The sequence below is a fragment of the Bittarella massiliensis (ex Durand et al. 2017) genome (genome assembly GCF_017566145.1).
Lineage (GTDB): Bacteria > Bacillota > Clostridia > Oscillospirales > Ruminococcaceae > Bittarella > Bittarella massiliensis_A.
Genome location: NZ_JABFCL010000003.1, coordinates 114,150 through 130,533 on the forward strand (window position 1 = coordinate 114,150; position 16,384 = coordinate 130,533).

At 63.7% G+C, this 16,384-nt stretch carries 20 protein-coding genes; 13 read left to right on the forward strand and 7 right to left on the reverse strand.

Going from position 1 to position 16,384, the window contains the following annotated elements; all coding sequences use genetic code 11:
• Nucleotides 1-121 precede the first annotated feature (121 nt).
• From HJY11_RS04890 to HJY11_RS04910, 5 genes are all read right to left on the reverse strand, one after another.
• A complete protein-coding gene (locus HJY11_RS04890; RefSeq protein ID WP_279571030.1) occupies nt 122-1,312 on the reverse strand; it encodes a phosphoglycerate kinase in 1,191 nt (396 codons plus the stop codon).
• 178 nt (nt 1,313-1,490) lie between these two features.
• Nucleotides 1,491-2,360 (reverse strand): DegV family protein, encoded by an 870-nt coding sequence (locus tag HJY11_RS04895; protein ID WP_208074876.1) that lies wholly within the window; start codon nt 2,358-2,360, stop codon nt 1,491-1,493.
• A gap of 40 nt (nt 2,361-2,400) precedes the next feature.
• Nucleotides 2,401-2,907: a tRNA (cytidine(34)-2'-O)-methyltransferase gene (locus HJY11_RS04900; protein WP_208074877.1), complete on the reverse strand. Its 507-nt coding sequence runs from the start codon at nt 2,905-2,907 to the stop codon at nt 2,401-2,403.
• 27 nt (nt 2,908-2,934) lie between these two features.
• Nucleotides 2,935-3,498, reverse strand: coding sequence for an ECF transporter S component (locus tag HJY11_RS04905; RefSeq protein ID WP_208074878.1), 564 nt, complete (start codon nt 3,496-3,498; stop codon nt 2,935-2,937).
• Nucleotides 3,499-3,553: 55 nt separating this feature from the next.
• Entirely contained in the window at nt 3,554-4,420 is an 867-nt protein-coding gene (locus HJY11_RS04910; protein WP_368041543.1) for a pyridoxamine kinase, read from the reverse strand.
• A 180-nt stretch (nt 4,421-4,600) separates the two neighbouring features.
• On the opposite strand from HJY11_RS04910, the gene HJY11_RS15105 reads away from it, so the two are divergent.
• Nucleotides 4,601-4,780, forward strand: coding sequence for a hypothetical protein (locus HJY11_RS15105; RefSeq protein ID WP_185915451.1), 180 nt, complete (start codon nt 4,601-4,603; stop codon nt 4,778-4,780).
• A gap of 87 nt (nt 4,781-4,867) precedes the next feature.
• Here HJY11_RS15105 and HJY11_RS04915 read toward each other — a convergent pair whose 3' ends face one another.
• On the reverse strand, nt 4,868-5,365 hold the full coding sequence (locus HJY11_RS04915) for a DNA-deoxyinosine glycosylase (protein ID WP_208074880.1): 498 nt from the start codon (nt 5,363-5,365) through the stop codon (nt 4,868-4,870).
• Nucleotides 5,366-5,520: 155 nt separating this feature from the next.
• Between HJY11_RS04915 and HJY11_RS04920 the strand changes: the two genes are divergently transcribed.
• The 10 genes from HJY11_RS04920 to HJY11_RS04965 all read left to right on the forward strand — a co-directional run bounded on the left by HJY11_RS04920 (nt 5,521) and on the right by HJY11_RS04965 (nt 13,409).
• The gene (locus HJY11_RS04920; RefSeq protein ID WP_208074881.1) at nt 5,521-6,279 is read left to right on the forward strand and encodes an NAD-dependent protein deacylase; all 759 of its coding nucleotides are present in this window, start codon (nt 5,521-5,523) and stop codon (nt 6,277-6,279) included.
• Entirely contained in the window at nt 6,276-6,485 is a 210-nt protein-coding gene (locus HJY11_RS04925) for a YwbE family protein (RefSeq protein WP_208074882.1), read from the forward strand. Before HJY11_RS04920 ends, HJY11_RS04925 begins: the two co-directional genes overlap by 4 nt.
• On the forward strand, nt 6,478-7,065 hold the full coding sequence (locus HJY11_RS04930; protein WP_208074883.1) for a hypothetical protein: 588 nt from the start codon (nt 6,478-6,480) through the stop codon (nt 7,063-7,065). The genes HJY11_RS04925 and HJY11_RS04930 overlap by 8 nt, the downstream gene beginning before the upstream one ends.
• Nucleotides 7,066-7,223: 158 nt before the next feature.
• Nucleotides 7,224-7,655 (forward strand): zinc-ribbon domain-containing protein, encoded by a 432-nt coding sequence (locus HJY11_RS04935; protein ID WP_208074884.1) that lies wholly within the window; start codon nt 7,224-7,226, stop codon nt 7,653-7,655.
• Nucleotides 7,656-7,718: 63 nt separating this feature from the next.
• Nucleotides 7,719-8,225, forward strand: a complete 507-nt coding sequence (locus HJY11_RS04940; protein ID WP_208074885.1) for a CD225/dispanin family protein — start codon at nt 7,719-7,721, stop codon at nt 8,223-8,225.
• A 181-nt stretch (nt 8,226-8,406) separates the two neighbouring features.
• On the forward strand, nt 8,407-8,904 hold the full coding sequence (locus HJY11_RS04945; protein WP_208074886.1) for a GNAT family N-acetyltransferase: 498 nt from the start codon (nt 8,407-8,409) through the stop codon (nt 8,902-8,904).
• A gap of 34 nt (nt 8,905-8,938) precedes the next feature.
• Nucleotides 8,939-10,381 (forward strand): alanine/glycine:cation symporter family protein, encoded by a 1,443-nt coding sequence (locus tag HJY11_RS04950; RefSeq protein ID WP_208074887.1) that lies wholly within the window; start codon nt 8,939-8,941, stop codon nt 10,379-10,381.
• A 265-nt stretch (nt 10,382-10,646) separates the two neighbouring features.
• Entirely contained in the window at nt 10,647-11,243 is a 597-nt protein-coding gene (locus HJY11_RS04955) for an AAA family ATPase (protein ID WP_208074888.1), read from the forward strand.
• A gap of 30 nt (nt 11,244-11,273) precedes the next feature.
• A complete protein-coding gene (locus tag HJY11_RS04960; protein ID WP_208074889.1) occupies nt 11,274-12,704 on the forward strand; it encodes a glycoside hydrolase family 1 protein in 1,431 nt (476 codons plus the stop codon).
• Nucleotides 12,705-12,749: 45 nt separating this feature from the next.
• The gene (locus HJY11_RS04965; protein WP_208074890.1) at nt 12,750-13,409 is read left to right on the forward strand and encodes an HAD family hydrolase; all 660 of its coding nucleotides are present in this window, start codon (nt 12,750-12,752) and stop codon (nt 13,407-13,409) included.
• A gap of 84 nt (nt 13,410-13,493) precedes the next feature.
• On the opposite strand, the gene HJY11_RS04970 is transcribed toward HJY11_RS04965, so the two are convergent.
• Complete coding sequence (locus HJY11_RS04970; RefSeq protein WP_208074891.1) at nt 13,494-14,315, reverse strand: MerR family transcriptional regulator; 822 nt, start codon at nt 14,313-14,315, stop codon at nt 13,494-13,496.
• 107 nt (nt 14,316-14,422) lie between these two features.
• Between HJY11_RS04970 and HJY11_RS04975 the strand changes: the two genes are divergently transcribed.
• Nucleotides 14,423-15,349, forward strand: coding sequence for a nucleoside hydrolase (locus HJY11_RS04975; protein WP_208074892.1), 927 nt, complete (start codon nt 14,423-14,425; stop codon nt 15,347-15,349).
• 54 nt (nt 15,350-15,403) lie between these two features.
• On the forward strand, nt 15,404-16,351 hold the full coding sequence (locus tag HJY11_RS04980; protein ID WP_208074893.1) for a nucleoside hydrolase: 948 nt from the start codon (nt 15,404-15,406) through the stop codon (nt 16,349-16,351).
• Nucleotides 16,352-16,384: the final 33 nt, after the last annotated feature.

Below are 16,384 nucleotides of genomic sequence, written 5' to 3' on the forward strand. Positions count from 1 at the left end.
GCGATTTTTTCTGTGAAAATGGCACGAAGGAAACCCCTCGTGCCATCTCGCTACACAGCACAAGCCGGCCGGTTTGGCCGCGGTGCTCTCCCGCCGCTGCGGGCGGCGGGACATTGTCAATTTACTTGTCGTTGAGGCAGGCGATGCCCGGCAGCTCTTTGCCCTCCAGGAATTCGAGGGAGGCGCCGCCGCCGGTGGAGATGTGGCTCATCTTGTCGGCAAAGCCCAACTTGGTGACAGCCGCCACCGAGTCGCCGCCGCCAATGATGGAGATGGCGCCGCTGTCGGCCACGGCCTTGGCGATCTCCAGGGTGCCGTCGGCGAATGGGGCAAACTCAAACACGCCCATGGGCCCGTTCCAAATCACGGTGCCGGCACCCTTCACAGCGTCGCAGAAGAGGGCGATGCTCTTGGGGCCGATGTCCATGCCCATCCAGCCGTCGGGGATGTTGTCGGAATCCACCAGCTTCTTGGCGCAGTCCTCGGCAAAGTGGTCGCCCACCTGGTTGTCAACGGGCAGCAAGAAGTTGACGCCCTTGGCCTCGGCTTTGGCCATCATCTCTTTGGCCAGTTCGACCTTGTCGTCCTCACAGAGGGAGTTGCCGATGGTGAAGCCCTTGGCCTTAAAGAAGGTGTAGGCCATGCCGCCGCCCACGATCAGGGTGTCGACCTTTTCGAGGAGGTTGTTGATGACGCCGATCTTGTCGGAGACCTTGGCGCCGCCCAGAATGGCGACCAGCGGGCGCTTGGGGTTCTCCAGAGCGCCGCCCATGAAGTTGATCTCCTTCTGGATCAGGTAGCCGCAGACGGCGGGCAGGTACTCGGCCACACCGGCGGTGGAGGCGTGGGCCCGGTGGGCCGCGCCAAAGGCGTCGTTGACGTAGACGTCGGCCAGAGAAGCCAGCTCTTTGGCGAAGGCGGGGTCGTTTTTCTTCTCCTCTTTGTGGTAGCGCACGTTTTCAAGCAGCATCACGTCGCCGTCTTTCAACTCAGAAGCCAGTTTCTTGGCGTCGTCGCCGATGACGTCTTTGGCCATCTTGACCTCTTTGCCCAGCAGCTCGCTGAGGCGGGCAGCCACCGGGGCCAGGGAGAACTCGGGCTCCCAGCCCTCTTTGGGACGGCCCAGATGGGAGCAGAGGATCACCTTGGCGCCCTGGTCCACCAGGTATTTGATGGTGGGGAGCGCGGCGACGATCCGCTTGTCGTTGGTGATGACACCGTCTTTCAGGGGAACGTTGAAGTCGCAGCGGGCGAGAACCTTCTTGCCGGCTACATCGATGTCTTCAATGGTCTTTTTGTTCAGAGAGGTCATGTGTTTGCCACCCTTTCGTTATTTCTTTTTTATTGTGAATAAAAAAACAAACAGAGACGCGGAACCGCCCGCTGAGACGGGCTAGCCCTTTTTTATTTTACACGATATCAGTGGGCTTTTCAAGGCGGTTTTCCCCTCGAAAGAGGGGCTTTTTTTCGGGAATTTCGCGGGGCTGGACTCACCGCTTTTTGGCGCCCTTGACCAGCACCCCCACCACCTTGGGCCCCGCGTTGATGGCGATGCTGGCCCCAGCCTTGTAGCGGCCGGAGCAGCTGTATCGGAATTTTCTCTCCAACTGCTCGGTCAATTCGTCTCCGGGGGCGTCCAACTCCCCGCTGATCACCACAAAGGGGCTGCGCTCGGCCATCCGCTTCTCAGCCCAGCGGCAGAGGCCGGGGATGACGTTGGCGTCCCCCCGCACCTTCTCCACGATGTTCATCTCCCCCTGGGAAATCTGGAGGATGGGCCGCAGCCCCAGCAATTCGCCCACAAAGGCGGCCGCGCAGCTGATGCGCCCCGACTTTTTGGCAAATTGGAGGGTGTAGACCGAAAAGTAGACCTCGGCGGTGTCAAACCAGTCCAGCAGGTAGTCGCGCACCGCAGCGTAGCCCACCCCCTTTTGCACCATCCGTGCCGCCTCGGTCACCGGGAAACCGTAGCCCAGGGAATAGGTCTTGGAGTCGATGACCTTGATCTTCATCTGCGGCGCGTCGGGCTCTTCCCCAAACATCCCCTTGGCCTGCAGGGCCGCCTGGTACATGTTCGATCCCTTGGAGTTGATGGTCACGTGGATCACGTGGGTATACCCCTCCTGGGCGGCCCGCTCGTACTCCTCTAAAAACTGGTGGGCGGTGATGTGGCTGGTGGTGGGGATCTTGACGCAGCGGTTGAGCACGTCGTAGAATTCTTCCTTGGTAAAATCCACCCCCTCCAAATATCCCATCCCGTCCACCTCCAGGGGGATGGGGAGGACGCGGATGCCCAGCTCCTCGGCGGTCTCCTGGGGGATGTCGCAAGCGGTGTCGGTGAGGATCAGCAGCTTTTCCATTTGGCACAACCTTTCGCAATCAGTTCTTGTGGCGGGGGGCCTAGCGGGCGTCCTCCCAGTTGTAGCGGGTCAGTTTTCCCTGCGAGTGCAGGGTGGGATAGCCCCACTGGCGCAAAACCTCGTACACCCCGATGGCCACCGTGTTGGACAGGTTCAGGCTTCGCGCCGCCGCCAGCATCGGCAGCCGGACGCAGCTGTCGGGATGGGCGAAGAGAAGCTCTTCGGGTAGGCCGGCGTCCTCCCGGCCAAAGACCAGGTAGCAGCCGTCTGGATAGGAAACATCGCTGTGAACGGTCTGCCCTTTGGTGGTGAAATAGTAAAAAGGGCCTTCGTTCTGGGCGGCAAAATCCGCCCAGCTGTCGTAGTGGCGGATGTCCAGTAGGTGCCAGTAGTCCAGTCCCGCCCGCTTGAGTTTTTTGTCGTCAATTTGAAAGCCCAGCGGCCCCACCAGGTGGAGCCGGGCGTTGGTCGCCGCGCAGGTGCGGGCAATGTTCCCGGTGTTTTGTGGGATCTGCGGTTCCACCAGTACAATGTTCAGTTCAGCCATAGCTGACCCTCCCTCCTTTTGGGGAAATCAGTTGCCCGTCTTTCCCAACCGCTCAAAGATGCCGGCTTTTTTGAGAATGGGCTCCAGCAGCGAGTAGAGCAGCAGCGAGACCACCACCGCAATGATCGCGTTGACCCCCGAGGTGAGGGCCTTGGTCCCCGCAGCCACCAGCACCGAGTCGAGCATCTTGCCCTGGAGCAGGGTTCCCATGAGGATGTTTTTGGCGGTGTAGAGAACCACGTACAGCCCGGCACCGACAACAGCCCCAGCGGCGCGGCTGCCCCTGCCGCCCCGTTTGGCGATGGCGCCGCAGGTGGCGGCCATGGCGAATTTCATCAAAAAGGTGATGGGCGATTCGGCGATGTAGGCCGGGTCGAACAGGTCGTAGACCGCCGAGCCCAGGCCGGCCGAGAGGCCGCCCTTCAGGGGGCCGAGGATCATCCCCGACAGCAGGCACATCACGTTGCCCAGGTGGATCATGGTCTTGCCCAGCGGGGTGGGGATGTCGATGTGCAAAAAGGTGGCCACAAAGCACATGGCCCCCATCAGCCCCACCAGGGTCACGGTGTAAATTGAACTCTTGCGCTTCATTTTTACTCCTTCTTTTCGTGCAGAGATAGATTTGACCGCCCCGCGGCCGGGAGTGCTAAAAGGGTTCGGCCCGGGAGGGGCCCAGCGGTTCCAGCAGTTTGGGGAGGGCGGCTTCCACCAGCACCCCGTGCCGGGGATCGGTGCCCGCCGCGACGGTGAGGGAGATGGCCTCTTCTACAAATTGGGTGGCCCGTTGGGCGGCCTCGGCCAAGCGCTGCCCCGCCAGCAGCCCGCCGGTGAGCACGGCGGTGAAGAGGTCGCCGGTGCCCGGATAGGAGCCGGAAGTATACCGCCCGCGGATGCGGACAAAGGTCTCCCCGTCAAAGAGCAGGTTGTAGCGGCCGCCGTCCATCTCGGCGCTGGTGATCACCGCCCGGCCTGCCCCTTGGGCGCAGAGGGTGCGCAGCCACTTTTTGGCGCTTAAAGGGGTGAAGCGGATCGGCCGGGTGAAGTCCATTCCCAGCAGCATGGCCGCCTCGGTGGCGTTGGGGGTGATCACGTCCCCTGCCCGGGCCAAAGTCTTCATCTTGGCCCGCAGCGGCGGGGTGCAGGTGCGGTAGGGCTTTTGGTGATCCCCCATCACCGGATCCACCACCTTGAGCGCCTTGGGGTAGGCCTCAAAAAAGGCTTTGCAGCACTCGATCTGGCGGCTGTCCCCCAGAAAGCCCGAGTAGATGCAGTCGAAGTCCAGCCCCAGGGACTGATAGTGGCGCAGGGCCGGCAGCAGGGAGTCGGTCAGGTCGGTGATGACCGGGTCCCCCAGCCCCCCTGTGTGGGTCGAGAGGATGGCGGTCGGCACCGGGCAGACCTGTACCCCCATCACCGAGAGCACCGGGGTAATGGCGGTCAGGGAGCAGCGCCCAAACCCCGACAGATCGTGAATGGCCAGCACCCGCTTGGGCGGGGAAACCAGATGTTCCACAGGGCGCCTCCTTTCTTTGCATTCCAAAAATTTCCTGCCCTTGGCGGGCGGCGAGACTCTTTCATACACAGCCAGTATATCACAAAAGGGGTGGGCAATACTAGTTGTATCTCGACCTCGGCCGGCTCGGCCGGCGCGGGGCCGCAGGTACAAATGAAGGAACGTGGGGAGGCATTTTTTATGAAACACAGCGGACACACCGCCCGCAACGTGGCCATCGGCATGGCGCTGGGCGCCGTGGCAGCCACCGTTGGCACCGAACTGATGCACACCAACAAGCGGCAGCTGAAAAAAACGGCGGGCCGCGCCATGAAGACCATGGGCAACGTGGTGGGGGAAATCTCCACCATGATGCGGTAACTCCCCCCCGGGAGACGGGCAAGAGAGAGGACCGGGCGACATGTCGCCCGGCCCTCTCTCTTTGTTAAAGTACATGGCCTGTGCCGGTCAGCCCCCCAGCGCCTCACCCAGGGGGCGGTAGGCGGCGATCAGCCGCTCCAGGCTGAAACGGGCGTTGGCGGGACTGGTGGAAGGGAGGGGGATGTCCTCCACCCCGGTCTGGGGCAGGCAGTGGCGCTGGTAGAGGGCGTGCGCCTTGGCCCCGGTGGTGAAGACGGCGCGCACCCGGGTCTTTTGGAGCAGCCCGGCGATGTCGTTGGCCTGGGGGCGGCGGATGGTGGCGTCCGCCGCCCCCTCGATCTCGCAGGCGGCCAGCACGTCCCAGAGGGCGATGTGCCGGCGCAGGCAAAACTGCTCCTTTGCCCGGTTTCCCTCGGGGACGGGCTCCCCCAGCACCCCGGCCACCACCCGCCAAAAGCGGTTTTGGGGGTGGCCGTAGTAAAAGCCGTTTTCCCTCGATTTGGGCGAGGGGATGGTCCCCAGAATCAACACCTCGCTCTCGGGCGACCAGACTGGCAAAAAGGTGTGCTCCACCAACTGTCCCACAAATAAGCCCTCCCTCTGCAGGGGCTGTCTATTCGCCCCCTCCCTCACATAAAAGTAGTATACCCCCCTTTCTCTCCCCGCGCAATCGGCGAAGGGCGATTGTGCAAACCGCCCCGCCGGGGTATAATGGGAAAAACGCCATGGGAGGGGATCAGATGAGCGAACACAGCGACCGAGAGGGTGTCGAGCAGCTGCGCCGCTGGATCGACAGCTGTGACAACATCGTCTTTTTTGGGGGTGCTGGGGTCTCGACCGAGAGCGGCATCCCCGATTTCCGCAGCGAGGACGGCCTCTACCGCCAGCACTACGACTGGCCCCCCGAGACCATCCTCAGCGCCGGGTTCTTCGCCGCCCACCCGGAGGAGTTCTACCGCTTTTACCGGGAGAAGATGTTGGTCACCGACGCCCAGCCCGGCCCGGCACACCTGGCGCTGGCCCAGTTGGAGCGGCGGGGAAAGCTGCGGGCGGTGATCACCCAGAACATCGACGGGCTGCACCAAAAGGCTGGCAGCCGCCGGGTGTACGAGCTGCACGGCACCATCCACCAAAACCGCTGTCTCTCCTGCGGGGCCCTCTGCGGACCGGAGGAGCTGGGTGGGGACGGCCTGCCCCGCTGCCGCTGTGGGGGTCTCATCAAGCCGGAGGTGGTCCTCTACGGCGAGTCGTTGGACGGGGAGACATTGCAGGGAGCGGTGGACGCCATCTCCCGCTGCGAGATGCTGATGGTGGGGGGCACCTCCCTGGCGGTCTACCCGGCGGCGGGGCTGCTGCAGTACTACCGGGGCCACCGGCTGGTGCTCATCAACAGGAGCCCCACCCCCCAGGACGGGCGGGCCGACCTGCTTTTGCGGGGTTCCATCGGGCCGATCCTCACCGAGGCCGCCCGCCCCCTGGGCGGGGAGGCGGCCCTGTGAGCGGGCAGCGCCGGGCCGACATCCACGTCGGGGCCTTGGTGGACATCGTCCTCAAAAGAGATCAGCGCACCGGCCGTCTCACCAGAGGACACGTCAAGCGGATATTGACGGGCAGCGCCACCCACCCCCACGGCATCAAGGTGATGCTGCGGGAGGGCGACCAGGTGGGCCGGGTGCAGGCGATTTTGGAGGAGAGCGATGAATAAGCTGCAGGGCTTTTACAGGTTGCGCCAGGGCGGGCTGCCCGCCGTGCCCTGGCAGACCTTTTCCCCCGACACCCGCTTGGAGGAGGGCATCCTCTGGACGGTGCGCAGCGCCGTCGAGCGGGGGGACGACCAGAACTTGCCCCGGCTGGTGGGGGCCCCTGCCGCCGAGGCGGCGGCCTTTGCCCTGGACCTCTTGAGGGAGCTGGGCCCTGGCGGGCTGGTGGTCTACTACCCCTATTTTGTGGCGGAGAAGAGCGGGGTGATCGAACTCTCCCCCTTTCGCACCGTCATCGAGGCGGTGCGGGGCGACCTCTGGAACCTGGCCACCGGCGGGGAGCACGACGAGACGGTGGTCATCACCGACGAGGACGTGGAGGTGATGGGGGACGAGGGCTTTCTCTCCCCCGCCGAACTCGACGAGCTGGCCGGCTGCGCCCTGCGGGCCCGCCGCCGCTTTCGGGGGGAGCTGACCCAGGCCAGCGCCCTCTATCTGGAGTGGAGCTACGCCCGCAAGAGCGACCTGCAAAAGCGCCCTGTCGGCCCGGCCCAACTGGTCTTTTACGAGCTGCGGGCGGTCTGATCTTGCCGTCTTGGAAAAGGGTCTGTCAAATTTCTGACAAAGGTTTGTCGAAAGTGGGAATATGGTTGCGAAAGGGTCCCTCTTTGTGTATAATAGGGGTATTCTAAAGCGGGTTTCATGGCGATTGTTTCCGCTTTGGGGAAAAGGAGGTCGGTTTTTTGACTTGCCCGAACTGCGGCGTTGACAACGCCGAAAACAGTGCCTTCTGCAAGGCCTGCGGCGCCTCCCTCACCGGGGAGCAGCCCGCATCGCAGGCGGCGTGCCAGAGCGAGGCGATGGCGGCGCCCTATCAGCCGCCGGTCTACTCGATGTATGCCCCCTACCTGCCGGCCCCCCGGCGGGAGTACACCTGGAAGGACATCTGTACCATTGTTGGATTCATCAGCTCCATTGCGGGGCTGTTCACCTTCTGGGTGGTGCTCTGTCCCATGGGGCTGCTCACCAGCTGCCTGGGGTACCGGGGCAACCGCACCAGAGGCCTGGCCGTGGCGGGAATCATCATCTCGCTGTTGGCCATTGCCATCAAGATCGGCTTTATCCTCTACCACCTGGACGTTCTCCCCTCCTGGCTCACCGACGGGGCCTTGTAGGGGGATTGACTGTCAGACACCCGCCGCCAACGGGGCGGTGGCTTTTGAAAGGAGAAAATGCAGATGAAATGTAACAAATGCGGCAGTGAGCTGGAGAGCGGCGCCAAGTTCTGCGCTGTCTGCGGCGAACCGGTGCCCCAGGCCCCCGAGGGCGACAGCGCCCCCCAGCAGCCCTACCAGAGCGCGCCCCAGCCCGAGCCCCAGCAGGCCGCCTATAATTACGGCGCCCCCCAGCAGGACGCGAGCTACAGCTATGGCGCGCCCCAGCCCCAGGCCTCCCCGGTCTACGCCAACGTTCCCCCGGTCAGCGGCACCGCCTATCTGGTGTGGTCCATCATTGTGACCATCTTCTGCTGCCTGCCCCTGGGCATCCCCGGCATCGTCTTCGCCTCGAAGATCGACAAGCTGGCCGCCATGGGCGATCTGGCCGGCGCGCAGGACGCGGCCAAGAAGTCGAAGATGTTCTCCATCATCGGCGCCATCGTGGGCGCGGTGGTGATTATCGTCACGATCATCTTCTATGTGGCCGTTATCGGCGCTGCGGTCAGCGGCAGCTATTACTACTACTAAACACCCGGGGCTTTTGGGCCCCTCGGCAGGTGCCGCGGCGGGTTTCCGCCGCGGCATTTTTGCGCCTGTTCGCCCCCGGCGGGATAGGCGGTTGCCAAAACGGCGCGCTTTCGGGTATACTAACACGGTATCTGCTTTGGCCCGGCAGTCTGTGTTGCCGGGCAGAAAGGGAGTGTTTGCAGTGACAGGAGAGACTGCGCGGCTGCGGCTGCGCCCCCTGGCCGAGTCGGATGCCGACGCGGTGTTCTCTTTGACCAGCGACGCTGAAGTGGCCCGCTTCATGCGCTTTTCGCAGCAGCGGGAGCGGGGTGAGGCGGTCCAGCTCATTCGGGACTACCTCGCCTCAGGCGGCTGGGCCTTTGCCATCGAGCGAAAAGCGGATGGGCGGTTTGTGGGGGTCTATGCCGTCCGCCCCAGCGAGGGCGACCCCGTCCGCTGGGACATGAGCACCTTCACCGCCAAGGACTGCTGGAACCAGGGCTATTCCAGCGAGGTGCTGGGCGAGATCCTTCGCCTGGCCAGAAGAGAGCTGCCGGGGATCACCCTGGTGGGCCACGTGGTGGCCGAGAACCGGGGCTCCCGCCGGGTGCTCGAAAAAAACGGCTTCTCCCACACCGATACCCTCCGCTTCCCCGACATGGAGGGGGAGGGCCTCTGCATCTACCAACTCGCCCTCTAAATCCCCTCCAAACCATCTTGCAAAGGAGTTTTCTATGAGCGCCGTCTTTGCCTTCTTTGACGCGATCTCCCAGGCCTTTCGCAGTTTTCTGGGGGCTGCCAACGACTTTTTGTACAGCTTTATCCTCATCTTTTTGCTGGTCATCGCCGGGCTCTACTTCACCTTTCGCACCCGCTTTGCCCAGTTTCGGCTGCTGCCCGACGCCGTCCGCTCCATGGCCGAGCGCAGGGAAAAGGGGACGGTCTCCTCCTTTCAGGCGCTGATGATCTCCACCGCCTCCCGGGTTGGCACCGGCAACATCGCCGGGGTGGCCACCGCCATCGCCCTGGGGGGCGCGGGGGCCGTCTTCTGGATGTGGGCCATGGCCCTGGTGGGGGCCGCCTCCGCCTTTGCCGAGAGCACCCTCGCCCAGATTTACAAGGTGGGGCGGCCCGGCGAGTACCGGGGCGGCCCGGCCTACTACATCCAAAAGGCTCTGGGCAAGCGCTGGCTGGGGGTCTTGTTTGCCGTCCTCCTCATCGCCTGCTTTGCCTTTGGCTTCAACGGGCTGCAATCCTACACCATCACCTCGGCTTTCACCCCCTATTTTTGGCCCTCTCTGGCCCCCTATGCCCCGGCCATCATCGGTTTGGTACTGGCGGCGGGAACCGCTCTGGTCATCTTCGGCGGCACCCAGCGCATCGGCTTTATCACCTCTGTCATCGTCCCGGCGATGGCCGTCATCTACATGGCCCTGGGCTTTGTCATCATCGGCCTGAACATTCAAAAGCTGCCTCAAGTCCTCTCCCTCATCCTCTCCCAGGCCTTTGACCTGCGGGCCATTGCCGGCGGGTTTGCCGGCTCGGCCATCGTGATCGGCATCAAGCGGGGCCTTTTCTCCAACGAGGCGGGGATGGGCAGCGCCCCCAACGCCGCCGCCACTGCCCAGGTCTCTCACCCGGTCAAACAGGGTACGGTGCAGGTTTTGAGCGTCTTTATCGACACCCTGCTCATCTGTACCACCACCGCCTTCATCCTCCTCTTCTCCGGGGTGCAGGGGTCGGAGAGCCTCAACGCCCTCCCCTTTGTGCAGGCGGCGGTGGGCAGCCAGGTGGGCCAGTGGGGCGTCGGCTTCATCGCTTTTTCGGTGCTGGCCTTTGCCTTTAGCTCCATCGTGGGCAACTACTGCTATGCAGAGGGGAACCTCCTCTTCATCCGGGACAACAAACGCCTCCTCACCGTCTTTCGCTGGGTGGTGGTGGCCGCCGTCTTCTTCGGCGCGCAGGCCGACTTCGCCACCGTTTGGGACCTGGCCGACGTCCTCATGGGGCTGATGGCCATCGTCAACATCGCCACCCTCTTTGCCCTGTCAAAGACTGTCTCCCTGGCCGAGAGGGACTACACCCGCCAGAAAAGGGAGGGCAAAGACCCCGTCTTCTGCCCCGCCCAAATTGGCATCACCGGCGCCGACTGCTGGGAGGATGGTTCCCGGCAGTAACTCGTTTTGCCAACAGAAAAGAGAGGGGGCTGCTCACCGCGAGCGGCCCCTTTCCCATTGCACCCCCTTTCCGGCAAAAGCGCCGGGTCGCCGGCTACCCCCTGTGAAGTAGGACGAAAAGCCCCCCTTTTTTTTGGGCAGAACGCGCTGATTGGGCGATCGCCCTCCCTTTTTTGCAAAGGCCGATTGCGCCCTGGTGTTTTTCCGTGCTATCATAGAACCGGCAAGACCCCATCGGAAAAAGGACAGGAGGAAATAGGCAGAAATGAGCACCCTCTACATTGTTGCCGGGCTGCCCGGAACCGGCAAGACCACCCTTTCCGAGTACCTGCAAAAGGAGTTGGGCGTCCCCCTCTTTTGCAAGGACAAGATGAAGGAGATCCTCTTTGACGTGGTGGGCTTTCAGTCCCCCCAGGGCAAAGAGCAGCTGGACCGCGCCAGCACCGAAATTCTCTACTACGACGCCCGCCGCTGCCTGAAAGCCGGCGGCGATGCCATGATCGAGAGCAACTTCAAGGCCTGCGATCTCCCCGATGTGGAGAGGTTGGCCGGCGAGTTTGGCTGCCGCTGCGTCACCCTCTACCTCACCGGCGACCTGCGGGTCATCTTTGACCGGCTCTGCGCCCGCAACCACGCTCCCGACCGCCACCCGGCCCACGCCATCGACGACCACTACCCCCTCCGCCCCGGCGAGAGCGATCCCGCCACCATCCTGGAGGACTGGGGCGAGTTTGAGGCCATGGTGAAGAGCTGGGAGGTGGAGAAGTTCCACCTGGGCCCGGTGGTCACGGTGGACACCACCGACTTTTCCAAAGTTGACTTTCCGTCCGTGCTGGCAGAGCTGCGGGCCTGCCTGCAATAACCGCACAGAAAAAAAGGAGGAACCAGACCAATGGCAATCAACTACCGACCCTTCCCCAAAGACTTTATGTGGGGGGCCTCCACCAGCGCCTACCAGGTGGAGGGCGCCGCCGAGGAGGACGGAAAGGCCCTCTCCCAGCAGGACGTCATCAACCGCCGGCCCGGCGTGGCCGACGCCTCTCTGGCCAGCGACCACTACCACCGCTTTAAAGAAGACGTGGCCCTGATGAAGGAGCTGGGGATGACCTCCTACCGCTTCTCCATCTCCTGGTCGCGGGTCTTCCCCCAGGGAAATGGGGAGCCCAACCCCAAAGGGGTGCAGTTTTACCACGACCTCATCGACGAGCTGCTGGCAAACGGCATCACCCCCATCCCCACCCTCTACCACTACGATATGCCCCTGGCCCTGGTGGAGAAGTACGACGGCTGGATTGACAGGGAGAGCGTGAAGGACTTTGCCCACTACGCCCGCTTCATCATCAACGAGTTTAAGGACAAGGTCAAGTACTGGACCACCATCAACGAGCAGAGCATCATCGTTCAGTTCTGGACCCAGAAGTGCCTGATCCCCGAGAAGTACCTGGACAACCCCCAGATTCGCTACCAGATCAACCACCACCTCAACCTGGCCCATGCCACCGCCTGTAAGTTGGTGCACGAGCTGGTGCCTGGCGGCATGGTGGGCGCAGCCATCAACACCGCCCCCATCTACGCCCTGACCTCCAAGCCCGAGGATGCGCTGGGGATGCTCAACGCGGTGGATTTCCGCACCCTCTTCTACCTGGATGTCTACTTCAAAGGCGAGTACAGCAAGGCCTCCATGATCTACCTGCAAGAGCACAACATGGCCCCGGTGATCGAGGAGGGGGACCTGGACCTCTTCAAGGAGGGATACTCCGACTTCCTGGCCTTCAACTACTATTCCAGCGACTGCGCCCGCAGTGCCGGCGACGCCACCGAGCGCACCGAGCAGGGGGTCAACTGGACCGGCAAGAAGGGGGAGATCGAGTCCTATGAGACCGAGCCCGACTTCTTCCAGATCGTCCGCAACCCGGCTTGCGACACCACCGATTGGGACTGGGCCATCGATCCCGTCGGCCTGGAGTTCATCCTCCGCGACATCTACGCCCGCTACGGCAAGCCGTTGATGATCACCGAAAATGGAATGGGCGCCTACGACACCCTCACCGCCGACAAGAAGGTGCACGACAGCTACCGCATCGACTACCTGCGCGCCCACATCCAGGCCATCCAGCGGGCCATGCACTACGGCGTCGAGGTGCTGGCTTACAATCCCTGGTCGTTTATGGACCTGCTCTCCACCTCCAATGGCTACAAAAAGCGCTACGGCTTTGTCTATGTGGACCGGGACGAGGAGGGCGGCAGCTGTGAGCGCATCAAGAAGGACAGCTACTACTGGTACCAAAAGGTCATCGCCTCAAACGGCGCCGATCTGGACTAGATGGCCCTGCCCCTGATGGCGGGGCCGAGAGGGGGGGAGACGGCTGTGCCAAAGCGCTGTGTCATCTGGGACTGGAACGGCACCCTCTTTGACGACCTGGGCCTCTGCATCCAGGTGGAAAACGAGCTACTGGACGAGCGGGGCCTCCCCCGCATCCCCAGCCGGGAGGCCTACCTGCAGGTTTTTGGCTTCCCGGTGCGGGACTACTACCGGCGGCTGGGGTTTGACTTTTCCCAAGAGCCCTACGAAGCGGTGGCGGCCGACTACACCCGCCGCTATGAGGCTGCCTGCCCCGCCTGCGCCCTCTGCCCAGGGGCGGAAGAGAACCTGGCCGCCCTGGAGGAGCGGGGTCTCTGCCAGGTGTTGATCTCCGCCTCTGGACGGCGGAGCTTGGCCCATCAGATGGCCCCCTTTTCCCGCTCCATTGCCCCCCGCTTTTCGGCCATCCTGGGGGTGGAGCACGACCTGGCCCACGGCAAGCGCCACCTGGCGGAGGGGTGGCTGGCCCAGAGCGGGTTTTCGCCCCACCAGCTGGTGGCTGTGGGGGACACCCTCCACGACCTGGAGGTGGCCCGCGCCCTGGGCTGCGACTGCATTTTGGTGGAGGGCGGTCACCAGAGCCCCGAAGCGCTGCGGACCTCGGGGGCGCCGGTCATCTCCACCCTCGCCCAGCTGCCCGCCCTGGTGGACAGTTTGGGGAAATAGCGACTCCCTGTCAAAAAACAAAAAAGGGGGGGAGCCGGCGGCCATTTGGCCGCCGGCTCCCCCCTTTTTGCTGGCAGAATGGTTTCACTCCACCCGGATTTCGATGCGGGTCAGATAGCGCTCGGGGTTTCTGGTCGAATCCGCCGACAGCAGCCGCGACTCGTAGCTGCCGCTGGCGATTCGCAGCCCCTCACGGGCGATATAGGACAGCAGCAGGCCGTAACTCTCCCAGGCCGAGTCGTAATACCCCTGGTGGTGGACGATGGCCCAGCGGCCCGCCGGTTCCAGGTGCTCCTTCTCGTCGCCGGTGGGGGCGGGGTGTTCCATGGCGTAGTAGCTGGCGCTGAAATAGTCCCCCGCCGCCAGCCGCTCCCGCGAGACACCAGCCCCCGACGAGTTGCCCTGCCCGTACTGGTGGGTCCGGCAGTAGCGAGAGAGGGCGGCGGCGGTCTGCGAGTAGCTGGCCGGGGTGATGGGGGCGGCAAAGGGCTCCAGCAGGAAATAGCGCGGCCCCCGCCCTTCCACCCAAGGGGAGAAGGGCGGGTGGCTCTGGGCCAGGAGGGCCAGCTGCCGCTTGCGCCGCACCGATTCCCGCAGGTACTCCAGCCGCGCGATCTCCCGGCTCAGGTGCCCCTCCTCCTCTTCCAGCAGGGGGAGGAGACCGCCCTCTTCCCCCTCCAGCAGGCGGCTGCGGATCTCCGGCAGGGGGGCCCCCAGGTCCCGCATGGTGAGGATGGCCTCCAATTCGTCGTACTGCAGGTGGGAATAGTAGCGGTAGCCGTTTTCGCCCACCACCTGGGGGGAGAAGATGCCCTCCCTGTCGTAGTAGATCAGGGTCTGCCGGGAGACCCCGCACATCTGGGCGAACTGGCTGATGGTAAAGAGGGATCGCCTGCTCTTTTCCATAAATTTTCCCTCTTTTCTTTGTGCAAAAAACATCTCAAAAGCCGGTTGACTGTATAGTTCCTATATAGTTTATCATACATTCAGGAAAAGAAAAAGGAGGATGCTCGATGAAATCAATTCCCGCCGTTTTGCTGGTGGACACCGGGGTGGACGACGCCTTTGCCATCGCCTTGGCAGCCCGCAGCCCGCAGATCGAACTGCTGGGACTGGTGGCCTCGTTTGGCAACAGCAAGCTGGAAAACACCCTGCAAAACACCCTCTGGCTGGTCCAGCTGTTGGGGGTGCAGGCGCCGGTCTGCAAGGGGTCGGCCCACGCCTTCTGCGAGCCCGACTGGGTGCCGGAGGAGGGGGTCGTCAACTGCCACGGCGACCGGGGACTGGGCCCGGTGGTGGCCCCCGAAACCCTCGCCGTCTCCCCCGCCAGCGAGGACGCGGTGGCCTTTTTGGCCGGCATCTTGGAGAGAAGCCAGGAGCCGGTGGCCCTCATCCCGGTGGGGCCCCTCACCGATGTGGCCCGCTTCGTGGTGGCCCGCCCCGACCTGATTCCCAAAATTCGGGTGATCTCCCTCATGGGGGGCGCGGGACGGGGAGGTAACGTCACCCCCTTTGTCGAGGCCAATATCTCCAGCGACCCGGAGGCGGCTGCCACCGTCTTTGGCTGCGGGGCCCCCATCGTCATGTGCGGCCTCGACTGTACCCGGGACTGTGTGGTCACTGCCGCCATGATCGAGCAGCTGCGGGGCGAGAGTGAGGGGGAGCTGGCCCAGGTCCTCTGCGACAGCGGGGCTTTCTATCTCTCCATCGACGAACTGCTTCACGATCCCCTAGCCGTGGCCTGTCTCATCGACGAGGGGGTCCTTCGGACAGAGGAACACTATGTGGACATCTGCCTGACCCCCGGCGAGCACCGGGGCCAAACGGTGGTTGACTGGGAGAACCGGCTGGGCCGTCCCGCCAACGTACAGGTGGGGGTTGCCGCCGACACCCAGCGCTTTTGGCGGCTGGTCTCAGATGCGGTCAAGGGGGATCTCTAAATCGGGCAAACCCCTGTTTTGCGGCGGGTCGCCGCTGGAAAGGAATGTGAAAAGATGAACCCAATTCCCGTTATTCTGGACGTGGACACCGGGGTGGACGACGCCGTCGCCATCACCCTGGCTGCCCGCTGCCAATCCATCGAGTTGCTGGGGCTGGTGGCCACTTTCGGCAACCGCCCTCTGCACTACACCCTGCGCAACACCCTCTGGCTCAAGGAGCTGCTGGCCCTGGATGTGCCGGTCTGCAAGGGGGCTGCCGCCCCCCTCTGCCAGCCCGATCACCCCGAACCTGAGGACAGCGAGCACATCTTCCACGGCAAAGAGGGGATGGGGAGCGCTGTTCCCCCACAATCCCTTGCCACGGCTCCCGACAGCGACGATCCGGTGGCCTTTTTGGCCGGCTTGCTGGAAAAAAGCGAGGAGCCGGTGGCCCTGGTGCCGGTGGGTCCCCTCACCAACCTGGCCCGCCTGGTCACCGCCCGCCCCGACCTGATCCCCAAGATCCGGGTGATCTCCCTCATGGGGGGCGCGGCCAGAGGGGGCAACGTCACCCCCTATTCGGAGGTCAACATCTACAACGATCCCGAGGCGGCCGCCACCGTCTTTGCCTGCGGGGCCCCCATCATTATGTGCGGGCTGGATTGCACCAAAGACTGCTACCTCACCGACGGGGAGCGGGCGCAGCTGCGCAAAACCCATCGGGATCCCCTCTCCCAGGTCCTCTGCGACGGGCTGGAGTGGTACGCCGCCTCCAACGCCCGCTTTGGCGAGAACTGCGTCGTCCACGACGCCCTGGCGGTGGGCTGTCTGGCCTACCCCGAACTGCTGCACACCAGCCCCTACTATGTGGACATCTGTCTGACCCCCGGCGAGCACCGGGGCCAGACGGTGGTCGACTGGGAGGGCGCCACCGGTCGGGCGGCCAACGTCCAGGTGGGGCTGCGGGCCGACCGCGACCTCTTTGTCCAGCTGGTGCAAAGGAGCTTTGAAGGCGCTTTCTAGCGCCCTTCAAATATATGATCACCTCTTCCGTAC

Coding starts and splice junctions, on each gene's coding strand:
- HJY11_RS04890 (WP_279571030.1), bottom strand. CDS start 1,312: ATGACCTCTCTGAACAAAAAGACCATTGAAGACATCGATGTAGCCGGC.
- HJY11_RS04895 (WP_208074876.1), bottom strand. CDS start 2,360: ATGGAAAAGCTGCTGATCCTCACCGACACCGCTTGCGACATCCCCCAG.
- HJY11_RS04900 (WP_208074877.1), bottom strand. CDS start 2,907: ATGGCTGAACTGAACATTGTACTGGTGGAACCGCAGATCCCACAAAAC.
- HJY11_RS04905 (WP_208074878.1), bottom strand. CDS start 3,498: ATGAAGCGCAAGAGTTCAATTTACACCGTGACCCTGGTGGGGCTGATG.
- HJY11_RS15105 (WP_185915451.1), top strand. CDS start 4,601: ATGAAACACAGCGGACACACCGCCCGCAACGTGGCCATCGGCATGGCG.
- HJY11_RS04920 (WP_208074881.1), top strand. CDS start 5,521: ATGAGCGAACACAGCGACCGAGAGGGTGTCGAGCAGCTGCGCCGCTGG.
- HJY11_RS04930 (WP_208074883.1), top strand. CDS start 6,478: ATGAATAAGCTGCAGGGCTTTTACAGGTTGCGCCAGGGCGGGCTGCCC.
- HJY11_RS04940 (WP_208074885.1), top strand. CDS start 7,719: ATGAAATGTAACAAATGCGGCAGTGAGCTGGAGAGCGGCGCCAAGTTC.
- HJY11_RS04950 (WP_208074887.1), top strand. CDS start 8,939: ATGAGCGCCGTCTTTGCCTTCTTTGACGCGATCTCCCAGGCCTTTCGC.
- HJY11_RS04955 (WP_208074888.1), top strand. CDS start 10,647: ATGAGCACCCTCTACATTGTTGCCGGGCTGCCCGGAACCGGCAAGACC.
- HJY11_RS04960 (WP_208074889.1), top strand. CDS start 11,274: ATGGCAATCAACTACCGACCCTTCCCCAAAGACTTTATGTGGGGGGCC.
- HJY11_RS04970 (WP_208074891.1), bottom strand. CDS start 14,315: ATGGAAAAGAGCAGGCGATCCCTCTTTACCATCAGCCAGTTCGCCCAG.
- HJY11_RS04975 (WP_208074892.1), top strand. CDS start 14,423: ATGAAATCAATTCCCGCCGTTTTGCTGGTGGACACCGGGGTGGACGAC.
- HJY11_RS04980 (WP_208074893.1), top strand. CDS start 15,404: ATGAACCCAATTCCCGTTATTCTGGACGTGGACACCGGGGTGGACGAC.